A 12,476-nucleotide genomic window follows, 5' to 3' on the forward strand; every position below is an offset into this window, starting at 1 on the left:
GGGCGTACCCGGCGCGACAGGACAGCCGGTGACGACACGGGACGAGCGTCATCGTTAGCCATGGTTCAAGTTTAACCGTACGACTCTACGATCTTGACTTCCTCCTCGGTCACGACGCCGTCCACGATCCGGTAGGACCGGAAGGGCGTCTCCTCCTCGGAGGCGGTCGACACCAGCACATAGTGGGCGTCGGGCTCGGAGGCGTAGCTGATGTCCGTACGGGAGGGGTACGCCTCGGTGGCGGTGTGGGAGTGGTAGATCACGACAGGCACCTCGTCGCGGTCGTCCATCTCCCGCCACACGCGGAACTGCTCCATGGAGTCGAACCGGTAGAACGTCGGGGAGCGCTCGGCGTTCTCCATGGGGACGAACCGCTCGGGACGGTCGGACCCGGCGGGCCCGGCCACGACGCCGCACGCCTCGTCGGGGTGGTCGGCCCGGGCATGGGCCACGATCTTGTCGACCAGCTCGCGTGAGATCGTCAGCATGCTGGGAAACCTACCAAAGCGCCCTGACAAGGGTGTCCTGCAGGTACGTCAGCCAGTCGTAGGTCACGAACGCCGGATAGCGGGGGTCGTCCTCGGACATCGAGGCGATCTCCTCGTGGACCTCCTCGGTGACCTCCAGCCGCACGCCCAGCGCGAGGCGGACGTCGTTGATCGCCCGCAGCCACGCCTGCCCCTGCTCCGCCGTCAGCGTCAGGCTGCCCGGCGCCGCCGTCTCCAGCAGCGTGGTCGCGTCGGCGCGCTTGCCGTCGCGCAGCGTCGCCTCCGTGTAGCGCCGGAACTCCTGCGCCGCGTCCTCGTCGTCGGCGTACGCCGAGGGGAACAGCCGCGCGAGCACGGGGTCGGCCGGCGGGGCCGCCGAGCCGATGCCCAGGGCGCGCTCCAGCGGGTCGTCACCGGTGGTCCCCGGCTCGACCAGGCCGAGCACCTGCGACACCAGCGAGCGCAGGATCGACACCTCGCCCGCGTCGAGCTGGACGGTCACCCCGTCGCGCGTCGCCCGGAATCCCGTGCTCATCATTTGTCCTGCTGGACGGTCGCCCAGAGGCCGTAGGAATGGAGGATCTGCACGTCCCGCTCCATCTCCTCCCGGGTGCCGCTGGCGACGACGGCCCTGCCCTTGTGGTGGACGTCCATCATCAGCTTCTCGGCCTTCTCACGGGGATAGCCGAACACGGTCTGGAAGACGTACGTGACGTACGACATCAGGTTGACCGGGTCGTTCCACACGATCGTGAGCCACGGCAGATCGGGCCGCACGTCCGACGACGGACGCTCGACCTCGGTTGGAGCTGTGCTACCCACGTACCCATCCTGCACCACGACCGTCGTAGTCTTCGACACGTGCGCATGACCACGGGCACGGCCCTGCTGACCGACCAGTACGAACTGACGATGCTCCAGGCCGCGCTCGCCAGTGGCGCGGCCCACCGGCGGGCGGTCTTCGAGGTGTTCGCCCGGCGGCTGCCGGGGGGACGGCGCTACGGGGTGGTGGCCGGCACCGGGCGGTTCCTCGACGCGCTCGAGGACTTCCGCTTCGAGGAGCAGGACATCGAGTTCCTGTGCTCCTCCGGGATCGTGGACGAGCCCACAGGCGAGTTCCTCGCCGGCTACCGCTTCTCGGGCAACGTGTACGGCTACCGCGAGGGCGAGGCGTTCTTCCCCGGCTCACCGATCATGGTGGTGGAGGGGACGTTCGCCGAGGCCGTGCTGCTGGAGACCGTGGCCCTGTCGATACTCAACCACGACTGCGCGATCGCGGCGGCCGCCTCCCGGATGGCCCAGGCCGCCGGCGACCGGCCGCTCATCGAGATGGGCTCGCGCCGCACCCACGAGTACGCCGCGGTCGCCGCCGCCAGGGCCGCCCACCTGTGCGGCTTCGCCTCCACCTCCAACCTCATGGCCGGCCACCTGTACGGCGTGCCGACCGCCGGCACCGCCGCCCACGCGTTCACCCTCCTGCACGACTCGGAGGAGGAGGCCTTCCGGGCCCAGCTCGACTCCCTCGGGCTCGGCACCACCCTGCTCGTGGACACCTACGACGTGGCGAAGGCCGTACGGACCGCGGTGGAGCTGGCCGGGCCCGACCTCGGCGCCGTGCGCATCGACTCCGGCGACCTGGCGGTGGTGGCGGTGGAGGTGCGCCGCCTGCTCGACGAGCTGGGCGCGAGCCGCACCCGGATCGTCGTCACCAGCGACCTGGACGAGTTCGCGATCGCGGCGCTGGCCGCGGCGCCGGTGGACGCCTACGGCGTCGGCACCGCCCTGTCCACGGGTTCCGGCCATCCGACGGCAAGCCTCGTCTACAAGCTCGTCGCCCGGGAGGACCACACGGGACGGCTCCAGCCGGTCGCCAAGGCGTCCGTCGGCAAGCCCAGCGTCGGCGGGCGCAAGTGGGCCTACCGCAGGACAAGCGGCGGCACCGCGATCGCCGAGGTCGTCACCCGGGAGCCGGTGGAGACGGAGGACCGCCCGCTGCTGGCCGAACTCGTGCGGGACGGCAAGGTCGTCGAGCGCGAGAGCCTGAAGGCCGCCCGCGACCGCCACCGGGCGACTTTGGCCGAGTTGCCACTGGAAGCGTGCAGCCTCTCCCCCGGAGACCCCGCAGTCCCTACTATCTTCAAGTGATCGCGGGGGACCGGCGCATGAGGACGACGCCGGTCCTCCGTGATCGCCACTGTGAGGTGACCCCATGAAGACCGCGCTCGTCGTCGTGGACGTGCAGAACGACTTCTGCGAGGGCGGCAGCCTGCCGGTCGGCGGCGGCGCCGAGGTGGCCGCCGCGATCAGCCGGCACGTCCACGAGCACGCGTACGACCACGTGGTCGCCACCCGCGACTACCACGTTGATCCCGGAGCCCATTTCGCGGCCGAGCCCGACTTCGTGGACTCCTGGCCGCCGCACTGCGTGGTCGGCACTTCCGGCGCCGACTTCCACCCGGCCTTCGACACCGCGAAGGTCGAGGAGGTCTTCAGCAAGGGCGCGCGGCAGGCGGCCTACAGCGGGTTCGAGGGCGCCACCGCCGACGGCGTGGGCCTGGCCGCGTGGCTGCGCGAGCGCGGCGTGGAGGCCGTCGACGTCGTCGGCATCGCCACCGACCACTGCGTCCGGGCCACCGCCGTCGACGCGGCGGCCGGCGGCTTCGCCGTACGGGTCCTGCTGGACCTGACGGCCGGCGTGGCCAGGGAGACGACCGAGTCGGCGCTCGCCCGCCTCGCCGAGGCCGGGGTGGAGCTCACCGGGGAGCCCGTCCTCCGCTCCTGATCCGCGAATCCGGCGACCCGGGCGGCCGAGCCGGGACACGCGCCGGATCGGACGTCAATGTCTTCACCACGAAGCGTCACGGGTGTATTACCTAGAGCGACGACCCTTCGTGGATTGGCGGCCCCGATGTTCGCGTTCCTGCTCGGCCTCACCTGGCTCGTCCTGACCCCGGTCTGCATCTGGCTGCTCTTCGGCCGCGGCCACCGGGGCGTGCTCCGCGTCACGGGCGCGCTGACGCTGGCGGCCCTGCAGGCGGTCACGATGGTCGTCGGATTCGGCCAGGAGTCCGCGCGGGTCCCCGCCCAGACCGTCGCCGCACGCGACCCACGCGCCGGCGCCGACCGGACGGCAGGCGTCCAGGCCGCGCAGCCCCCTCGAGCGGCGGCGACCGCGACACCGTCTCCGGTACCGTCTCCCGCACAGTCGCAGGCACAGGGCGGCCCTGCCTCCTGCGATTCCCGCGTCCCCACCCCCGAGGCCGTACGGCTGTCGTTCCACGGCAGGGCCCTGCACGGACTCACGGTCTACTGGCCCGCGTCGCCCGCGCAGTGCGACACGGCGACGGTGGCCGTCCACCAGGCCGGGCACCGGCTGCGCATCTGGGTGCGCGAGGGCGCCGAGGCGAGGCGGCACGAGGGAGCGCACAACGTTCCCGTACGCGTGGAGCAGGGCATGGCCTCCCTCAGCCTCCGGCTCGCCCCGGCCACCCGGCACCACCGGCGTTACGTGGCGATCAACGGTCACACCGGCGACAAGATCCCGTTGCGCTCCCGCACCTCGTGAGGTCGTTCATCGACCATCGAGTGGAAAAAACACCTACCACGAATATCGAAAATTTCCGACACATGAGGCAACAGGCGCACACTTGGCGGCGAGTTCTTCACACCGGAATGGAAAACCCTCACACCTGATGCCGAGCCGGCGTTTCCTGCCCACCCTCCGGTAATGCTTCCGAGCTGATAGCAATTCCTCCGGGTGCCCCCCAATCCCCGTCGGCGAGCTACGCTGCCAGACAGCATCGGAGGACAACATGCTGACGCTCAAGGAACGCGTCGAACTCCTGGAGCAAGAAGTGGTGGATCTCGGTAAGAGCAACCGTCTGGAGGCGACGATACGCGCCTATGACGCGCAGCAGATGATCTGGGTCAAGATTGACGCGATAAGCGAGCGACTCACCCGGGTCGAGCAGATCGGCGAGCAGACAAGAACGGACATCGGCGTCCTCAAGGGCCAGATGGCCGCCGCCAACCGCCGATTCGACCGGTTGGACCACGAGATCGCGCGCCTGGACGGCCGCATCGACGAACTCAGCAATCGGGTCGACACACTCACCACCCATGTCGCCGGACTCACCGGCCAGGTCGACACCCTCACCGGACAAGTCGAGACGCTCGGCGGACAGGTCGAGACGCTGACCGGGCGGGTCGACGGCCTCACCACACGCGTGGACACACTCACGAACCGGCTCGACACGCTGACCGGACAGGTCAACGTGCTCACCGGCCGCGTCGACACACTCACCACCCATGTCGCCGGACTCACCGGCCAGGCCGAGACCCTTACCGGGCGGGTCGACGGCCTCACCACCCGGGTCGACGCGGTGAACGATCAGTTGACCACGCTGACGGATCGAGTCGACGCCATGGCCGGCCACATGGGCAGGAGCGCCGAGTTCAACAAGACGATGTTCAACTCGGTCCTGACCCGGTTGGAGGACCTGTACGCCCACGTCCGGATGAGCAACCTCGTCAATCCTCCGGAGCGCCACCGGGCGGAGCCTGCCGAGGACGGACCGGTGGAGCGGTCCGCCTGATCGACGCGCTCCCCGGCCCGAACCGGACTCCGGAGCGCCGCGGGCGAACCGGTGGCCGCCCGTCGGGCCGGGGACGCGGGGCGTGTCGTCACCTGCGCTGGGTGGCCCACTTGCGGATCATCGCGATGCGCTCGCGGACCTGCTCGGCGGTGGCCTGGGCGATGGCGGGGCCGCCGCAGGCGCGGCGCAGCTCGGCGTGGATGACGCCGTGCGGCTGGCCGGTGCGGTGGTTCCACGCGCCGACGAGGCCGTTCAGCTCCTTGCGGAGCTCGGCGAGCTGCTCGTGCGGCGCGAGGGCGGGGGCGCTGTCCTCGCTCCCCTTCTTGGTCTTGCGCTTGGCCGCCTGCTGGTCGGCCTGGCGCTTGCGCAGCAGTGAGGCCACCTGGTCGGGCTCCAGCAGGCCGGGCAGGCCGATGAAGTCCTCCTCCTCGGGTGAGCCGGGCGCGGCGGCGGTGCCGAACTCGCCGCCGTCGAACAGCACCCGGTCGAAGGTCGCGGACGCCTCCAGCGTCTGGAAGGGCAGCTCGTCGCCGAGGGCGTCGGGCTGCTTCTTCTCCTGCTGGGCCTGTTCGAGCAGCAGGTCGTCGAGGCCGTCCTCGTCGCGGCGGCGGCCCAGAATGTGGTCGCGCTCGGCCTCCATCTCGCCCGCGAGGCCCATCAGGACGGGCACCGAGGGCAGGAACACCGACGCGGTCTCCCCCCGCTTGCGGGCACGGACGAAGCGCCCGACGGCCTGCGCGAAGAACAGCGGAGTCGAGGTGCTCGTGGCGTAGACCCCGACGCACAGCCGGGGAATGTCGACGCCTTCGGAGACCATCCGGACCGCGACCAGCCAGCGCCGGTCGGAGGCGGCGAAGTCCTTGATCTTCTTGGAGGCGCCCGGGTCGTCGGAGAGCACGACCTCGGCCCCTTCCCCGGTCACCGTGCGGATGTGCCGGGCGTAGGCGCGGGCCGACTCGTGGTCGGAGGCGATGACCAGCCCGCCCGCGTCGGGGACGCCCCGCCGCACCTCGGTGAGGCGGCGGTCGGCCGCGTGGATGACCTGGCGGATCCAGTCGCCCTTGGGGTCGAGGGCGGCCCGCCACGCCTGCGAGAGCTGGTCCTTGGTCAGCGGCGTGCCGAGGGTGGCGGCGATCTCGTCGCCCGCGCGCGTGCGCCACTTCATCTCTCCCGAGTACGCCAGGAAGATGACCGGCCGGACGACGTTGTCGGCCAGGGCCGGGCCGTATCCGTAGGAGTAGTCGGAGACGCTCCGCATCGCCCCCTCGCCGTCCTCGACGTAGGTGACGAACGGGATCGGGCTGTCGTCGGACCGGAAGGGCGTGCCGGTCAGCGCGAGTCGTCTGGTCGCGGGCTCGAACGCCTCGCGGACGCCGTCGCCCCACGACTTCGCGTCGCCGGCGTGGTGGATCTCGTCGAAGATCACCAGGGTCTTGCGCGCCTCGGTGCGGGCCCGGTGCAGCGCCGGGTGCATCGCGATCTGCGCGTAGGTGACCGCGACCCCGACGTAGTCGCGCGAGGTGGCGCCCTGGCTGTTCTTGAACTCGGGGTCGATGCTGATCCCGACCCGGGCCGCGGCGTCGGCCCACTGCCGCTTGAGGTGCTCGGTGGGGGTGACGATCGTCAGCGCGCGCACGACCCCGCGGCTGAGCAGCTCGCTGGCGATCCGCAGCGCGTACGTCGTCTTGCCGGCGCCGGGGGTGGCGACGGTCAGGAAGTCGCGCGGCTCACGGCTGAAGTAGAGGTCGAAGGCCTGCTGCTGCCATGCGCGCAGCTTCGGGGCGGTGCCCCAGGCGGCTCTGTCGGGGTAGGACGGGGAGAGGTGGGACGCGGCCGAAACGCTCAACGACGCCTCCCCGAACTCATCGGAACACTGGTGTCTCTATCGGTTCGCTCCCTCACAGTGGATTCAGACTAGCCCGCCCGACCGACAAGACGTGCCGCCCACACGCAGGGTGGTCCGAAATAGCCCGGTGTGGCAATCCCCACAGCATCGGATCCGGCGCCGGGGGCAGCGGTCCGCTCCGTACCGGCCGAGCCGCCGCCCGAGACCGTGCATCGGCGCGCTCCTCTCACGAACGATCGGGGCGGGACCCTTGCGGAGCCGTCCGGCATCCGCGAGTCCCGCCCCGACATCGTCTAGCCGGCCGCGCTCGACGTCACAGGCGCGTCGCCCTCGTGCAGTCGGCGGCGGTCAGCGGAAGGGTCGAGGCACCGCTTGTGCTCGCGACGCTGCAGTCCGAGTAGTAGATGCCTCCGTCGGCCTTCCGCACGGTGACCCGCAGCCGCCCTGCCGGAATGCCGCTCGCCGCGAGGGTGGAAAGAACGGTGGTGCCGTTGGGCGTGAAACCGGTGCTCGGCGAGGGAGCCAGCGTGATGTCGTACAGGTATCCCGGGCTGAACACCGAGGTGAGGTCGGCCCAGCCTGTGCCGTCGTTGACGAACACGCGGCCCCTGCGCGCCGACCCTGTGAAGGTGCTCGAGGTGAGCGGGTTGACGGCGGTTGCGGTGAACGCCGGCACGGCGAACCTTGTGATGATGTTCGCCGAGTCGAGGCGCGGGTAGGGAATCGGGTTCTTCTCCCCGCTCTTCGGGCTCGTCGTCGGCTGCGTGGCGGGGGCGGTCTTCGTCGTGGTGGCGCTCGCCGCGATCGAGCCCGCCAGCCCAACCGTCGCGCAGGTCACCACCGCCGCGGCGGACCACATCAGCAGGCGACCGGCGCCACGCGAACCAGAAGCCGAGCTGCTCCTACGAGAAATCAATTTGATTTCCCCCCATGGTGAGAATTGGTCTTTCCGGGTCACCGCGTTTTCGTGCGATGCGACATCGAAGATACCCGTCCAGGGAAACGCGGGCAGCGAGCCACTTATCGGATACCGGCAAACAGATGTCACGTCTATCTCAAAGCCGTTTCGGCGAGCACGGCCGGACACCGCCAGATCGGCCGCTGAAGCGAAGGTTCGCACGCCTGCCCGCAGTCACCGGAACAGGAGACGAAGATGCGGACCGACTTACCAGCCATTATCGGAAATAACCGCAGGCGGCCCGCAGGAGATTTCGACTCCTGCGGGCCGCCGGTCGGTGGTCGCGAATTCGCCCTGTCCGCCGTCAGTTGCGCAGACGCTGCCAGGGGCTGCACGGCAGGGGCGCGGGCGCCTGCGGAAGAGCGTTCCTCACGTTGCAGATCGTGAAGAAGATGTTGCTGTCGGACGTCCTCGCGACGATCGCGAGGGTCCCGCCGGTCGCCGAACCGGCGTCCTCGGTCGCGGTGATGTTGGTCACGAAGGCTCCCCGGCTGCCCGGCACGCGCCGCAGGCTCTGCCAGCCGAGCGGCTCGCTACGCGGGTCGAAGACGAACGGGGCTCCGTTGTTGGCGGACACGGCGAAGTTGACCGGGCCGTCCGGCATGCCCCGCGAGACGATGGTGGCGTCGAGCCACCGGATCGGCTCCTTCTCGCGCTTCGGATCGTTCCCGTTGCCGTGAAGCGGCGCCGACGCCGGCACGCTGAACCGGCCGTCGGTGGCAGGCCTCGTCGTCGCGGTGTCGGCACTGGCGGCCAGCGGAGCCGACAGTCCCACAAGCGCGCCGGCCACCGTCGTCGCGGCGGCCCAGGTAAGGAGGCGACCGACGGTGTGCGGGCCTGAAACCGAAGTGCTCCTACGAGAAATCAATTGATTTCCCTCCCAATGACGAGAATTGGACTTTCCGGGTCACCGCGTTTTCGAGCGATGCAGCCCCGAAGCTACCTCTCCACGGGAACGGAGGCACTGAGACACCTTTCGGTGCACGGCAAACATAAGGTACGCCTAGTTCAAAGCCGACCACTTTCTATAAATCTTTCCACGCCCGCCCGCGTCGTCGCCTTTGTGTGGCGATTCACGACGCTTCCTGTCGACTGCCGGAGCCGTTCATATACGCCCGGCTTTGCCGGTGTGACCGTGACACCCGCCACGAGCAAATCAAGCTCTCGGCCAGGAGCGGCCATCCCGGCGTGGCGAATGAACACCATTGCGGCCATGCGACATAGAACAGGATCGCCATCTCGATAGGAGGCCCACATGCTGTTCACGCGTTGGATCGCAGACATGACAGAGAACCCGCGAAGGGAGACGCGCAGCCGGTCAGTCCTGGCAGCGGCGGTCGTGGCGGCCGGCCTGGTGCCCCTGACCGCCCTGCCCGCCGTCGCGGCGCAGCAGACGCACAATCGCCGAGACGGCGCGCCGATCAGCGTCGTCGGAGAACCAGAACCGACCACACTGCTGGCCGGCCCCGGATCGTTCGGACCAGCCGACGTTCCCACCCCAGCGCCCGGCCCCGGAGGGTTCGGACCCACCACATCCGGCAGCCGATCGTTCGGTCCCGCCGACGTTCCCACCGCGTCGGGCGGCAGTGGGGCATCCGGAGCCGCCGGATTCGCCAACCGGCCCGCTCGGTGAACCACACCATCACCAGCCACCGCGACTCGCGGTGGCACGCCGGCCGAGAACCGGTCGGCCGATCGGACGACGTCGTGAACTCGTCGTGCGGGTCGTCATGGACCGGACCGCATCTACGGCGGGGAACCGCGTCAACCCTTCTGCCGGTATGAACCCACGGCCTCCCGGAGGCAGCCCCTTCGATCAGCGATGACCTCCGGGAGGCCGTGGCATGCCGTGGCATGCCGTCGCCCGGCGTTGTCCCGAGTCGTCCGATCCACTCCCGTACGGCGGGGGATCAGCGGGCTCCCCACATCAGGCCCTCGATCTCGGCGCGCGACTGGGGACGGTCGGGATGGGCCAGCCCGAGCAGGACCGTGCTGCCGCCGTCAGGCCGGGTCAGCAGGGTCACCCGCATGAAGGCGGGCTCGTTCACCACGTCGGTGTACTCGGCGCGTACGGCCCGGGTGTGACCCGGCCGCCCGCCGACGGTCACCGCGCGGTCGTCCAGCACCTCGACCTTGTCGCCGTGCAGCAGCAGCTGCGCGTAGAGATCGCTCAGGTCGATGACGGCCGAGCGCAGGTTGGGCGGGTCCACCCGGTCGCCGGAGCGGGCCATGACCGTGGCGCTGTCCCCGCGCGCGGCGACGGAGGTGAAGCCGGTCACGGGCGCGACCACGCCCTCCCGCCACTCCGGCGGCAACGTGTAGGAGACCCCGGCGATCTGGTCGTGGATCACCGTGGGTGGCGCGCTCTCGGCCCGATGCAGGACCGTGACCACCACCGCGCCGATGACGGCGGCCGAGCAGACCAGCGCGAGACCGCCGACGAGAAGGCGCCGCAGCCACCGCGGCATCGGGCGGGGAGGCGTCTCGGGCGCACGGTAACGGCGGGCCGAAGGGGGCAGGTCGTCCTCGGGCTCCGGGGACTCCAGGCCCAGCGAGGGCCAGGCCGGGCGGTCGGCCTGGCGCCGTTCGGCGACCGGCGCGCCGTACAGACCGGTGATGCTCTCCTCTGCGGCGTTCCGGTCCGGCTCACGGCCGCCGTACGGCCGTGTGGGCCACTGGGGGGACGCGGGCGGAGTGGACGACCGCGGCGACCCGCCCGGGGCGCCGTACGGGCGGGTGGGGCCCTCTTTGGACGGCGGGGGCTCCTCCTCGGCGGGGGGCCAGACCCGGCGCATCCACTGGTCATCCACAAAGCCTCCCCGGGCGGCCTGGCCGGGCGCGTGGGACGGAACCGGCGAGCGACTCGGCGCTCAGGGCCGGGCGCGAAGCTTCGTGACCATGAACGCTGCTGTGGAGTTACTCACACCCGCGCCGCGACGTCAACGGCTCCGGCCGATTCGTCATCGCCCTGTTCCTCCCGGCGATTCCTCATCGCCCTGTACGTCGTCGGCCGAGCCCGCAGGGCCCTGCGCGGCGAGGCTCCGCACAGGGTCGTTCGTGATGCCGTCCGCGCCGTCCGCACCGTCCGCGGCGGCCCCCTGGAGCCCCGCGGCGGCCTTCTGCAGCCCCGGGTCGGCTCCCTGCGGCGCCGGGCGGCGATAGGCGTCCCACATCTGGTGGACGCGTACGCCCTGGCCCGCGGTGAACTCGCGCATGCAGCGGTCCTGGGCGTAGTCCATGAAGTTGTGCAGCGGGTCGCCACCCGAGGCGGGGCAGGTGTCCTTCTTGGAGGGGCAGCCGTTCGTCGGGTACGCCTCGGCGGGAGTGTCGTCCACCGAGTCGCCCGGGGCCTTGCAGCCGTTCTCGAAGGTGTGCAGCAGGCCCAGCCAGTGGCCGATCTCGTGCACGGCCGTGAAGCCTCTGGCGAAGTCGCGCAGCGGGCCGCCGGGGACGCTCCGCCAGTCGATCACCACGCCGTCCAGCACGGGCTCGTCGTCGTACCAGTACGGATAGGTGGAGTAGCCGAGCACGAGCCGGCTCAGCTGCGCGATGTACAGGTTGAGCGTCTCGGGGCCCCCGACGCGCAGCTTCTTCTTCATCGGCTCCTCGTAGCCGAGGGGGTCGCGGAACCAGCTCCGGTTGTCGGTGTGCGTGATGCCCTTGAGCTCGAAGCGGACGCCGGTGTCGGCCCCGCCGTAGCCGCCGGAATAGGCGGTGTTGAGCACGGCGATCTGCCGGGAGACGGCGGCGTCGGGCAGGCCGAGCGCGTGGTCCCTGATGATGTGCACCCACACCGGGACGGTGATCCGCTCGACGGCCTCGGAAACGCTCCGCCGGTCGTTCGCACCGCTCGCCGCCCGCGCGGTGTCACCCGGTGGCGTTGCGACCACCGGTGGCGCCGCGCCACCCGGCTGCGCGGTTTCTCCCGGCTGGGCGCCTTCTCCCGGCCGGGCCGTGCCGAGCCTGCGGGCCAGGTCGGCCGCCATCCTGGCGACCTCGTCCGGTCCCGGCTCACGCGGCTCCAGGGCGTGCGTGAGCGCGCCCACGCCGTGCCGGCGCTGCGGAACGGCGTGGCGGGCGATGCAGGCGTCCGGCCGGGAGGCCGGCGATCCGCGCAGTCCGGCGCCGGTGAGACCACCGGTCGCCCGGGAGGCGGCGGACGCCGGGGCGGCGCAGACGCCGCCCAGCGCGTAAAGGCATGCAAGGAAGACGGCGATGGGTCGCCGAACCATTCGTTCCCCCGATACGGCTGGTCAGAAGGCTGACCCTAGCCGCCGGGGAGGCGATGATCCCGTATCGACACTCACTCGCCGGACGGCTCGCCCTTGGGCAACCCCTCGTAGATCTCCTTGCACTCCGGGCAGACCGGGTACTTCTTCGGGTCGCGGCTGGGCACCCAGACCTTGCCGCACAGGGCCCGCACCGGCGCGCCGGTCACGTAGCTCTCAGTGATCTTGTTCTTGTCGGCGAAGTGCGAGAAGCGCTCGTGGTCACCGTCGCCGTGCGAGAGCCGGGGTGTTACGTCGCTCTCGGGAAGAATCTTCGTGCCGCTCACGGATACCAAGTCTACTGAGCGAGCAGGCGCCTCC

Annotated in this window: 13 protein-coding genes; 4 read left to right on the top strand and 9 right to left on the bottom strand. The window is 70.6% G+C overall.

Going from position 1 to position 12,476, the window contains the following annotated elements:
• Window positions 1-71 precede the first annotated feature (71 nt).
• From FLW16_RS13240 to clpS, 3 genes are read right to left on the bottom strand one after another with little or no spacing between them, the layout of a single operon-like run.
• Window positions 72-488 (bottom strand): Mov34/MPN/PAD-1 family protein, encoded by a 417-nt coding sequence (locus FLW16_RS13240; RefSeq protein WP_142560302.1) that lies wholly within the window; start codon window positions 486-488, stop codon window positions 72-74.
• Between the two features lie 10 nt (window positions 489-498).
• A complete protein-coding gene (locus FLW16_RS13245) occupies window positions 499-1,023 on the bottom strand; it encodes a DUF2017 domain-containing protein (protein ID WP_142560303.1) in 525 nt (174 codons plus the stop codon).
• Complete coding sequence (gene clpS, locus FLW16_RS13250) at window positions 1,023-1,310, bottom strand: ATP-dependent Clp protease adapter ClpS (protein WP_142560304.1); 288 nt, start codon at window positions 1,308-1,310, stop codon at window positions 1,023-1,025. Before clpS ends, FLW16_RS13245 begins: the two co-directional genes overlap by 1 nt.
• Window positions 1,311-1,355: 45 nt before the next feature.
• Here clpS and FLW16_RS13255 point away from each other — a divergent pair, with 45 nt between their 5' ends.
• The 4 genes from FLW16_RS13255 (at window position 1,356) to FLW16_RS13270 (ending at window position 5,083) form a co-directional block, all read left to right on the top strand.
• The gene (locus tag FLW16_RS13255) at window positions 1,356-2,633 is read left to right on the top strand and encodes a nicotinate phosphoribosyltransferase (protein ID WP_142560409.1); all 1,278 of its coding nucleotides are present in this window, start codon (window positions 1,356-1,358) and stop codon (window positions 2,631-2,633) included.
• A 64-nt stretch (window positions 2,634-2,697) separates the two neighbouring features.
• Window positions 2,698-3,270, top strand: a complete 573-nt coding sequence (locus tag FLW16_RS13260) for a nicotinamidase (RefSeq protein ID WP_142560305.1) — start codon at window positions 2,698-2,700, stop codon at window positions 3,268-3,270.
• 114 nt (window positions 3,271-3,384) lie between these two features.
• A complete protein-coding gene (locus FLW16_RS13265) occupies window positions 3,385-4,053 on the top strand; it encodes a hypothetical protein (RefSeq protein ID WP_142560306.1) in 669 nt (222 codons plus the stop codon).
• 247 nt (window positions 4,054-4,300) lie between these two features.
• Window positions 4,301-5,083, top strand: a complete 783-nt coding sequence (locus FLW16_RS13270) for a hypothetical protein (protein ID WP_142560307.1) — start codon at window positions 4,301-4,303, stop codon at window positions 5,081-5,083.
• Window positions 5,084-5,171: 88 nt separating this feature from the next.
• On the opposite strand, the gene FLW16_RS13275 is transcribed toward FLW16_RS13270, so the two are convergent.
• The 6 genes from FLW16_RS13275 to FLW16_RS13300 all read right to left on the bottom strand — a co-directional run bounded on the left by FLW16_RS13275 (window position 5,172) and on the right by FLW16_RS13300 (window position 12,451).
• A complete protein-coding gene (locus FLW16_RS13275) occupies window positions 5,172-6,929 on the bottom strand; it encodes a DEAD/DEAH box helicase (protein ID WP_142560308.1) in 1,758 nt (585 codons plus the stop codon).
• 313 nt (window positions 6,930-7,242) lie between these two features.
• Window positions 7,243-7,788, bottom strand: a complete 546-nt coding sequence (locus tag FLW16_RS13280) for a hypothetical protein (protein WP_142560309.1) — start codon at window positions 7,786-7,788, stop codon at window positions 7,243-7,245.
• 403 nt (window positions 7,789-8,191) lie between these two features.
• Complete coding sequence (locus tag FLW16_RS13285) at window positions 8,192-8,677, bottom strand: hypothetical protein (protein ID WP_142560310.1); 486 nt, start codon at window positions 8,675-8,677, stop codon at window positions 8,192-8,194.
• A gap of 1,120 nt (window positions 8,678-9,797) precedes the next feature.
• Complete coding sequence (locus tag FLW16_RS13290) at window positions 9,798-10,697, bottom strand: hypothetical protein (RefSeq protein ID WP_142560311.1); 900 nt, start codon at window positions 10,695-10,697, stop codon at window positions 9,798-9,800.
• Window positions 10,698-10,847: 150 nt separating this feature from the next.
• The gene (locus tag FLW16_RS13295) at window positions 10,848-12,119 is read right to left on the bottom strand and encodes a zinc metalloprotease (protein ID WP_260615224.1); all 1,272 of its coding nucleotides are present in this window, start codon (window positions 12,117-12,119) and stop codon (window positions 10,848-10,850) included.
• Window positions 12,120-12,190: 71 nt separating this feature from the next.
• On the bottom strand, window positions 12,191-12,451 hold the full coding sequence (locus tag FLW16_RS13300) for a DUF3039 domain-containing protein (RefSeq protein WP_030510937.1): 261 nt from the start codon (window positions 12,449-12,451) through the stop codon (window positions 12,191-12,193).
• Between the last annotated feature and the right edge of the window lie 25 nt (window positions 12,452-12,476).

The organism is Microbispora sp. KK1-11 (genome assembly GCF_006874435.1).
GTDB classification, from domain to species: domain Bacteria; phylum Actinomycetota; class Actinomycetes; order Streptosporangiales; family Streptosporangiaceae; genus Microbispora; species Microbispora catharanthi.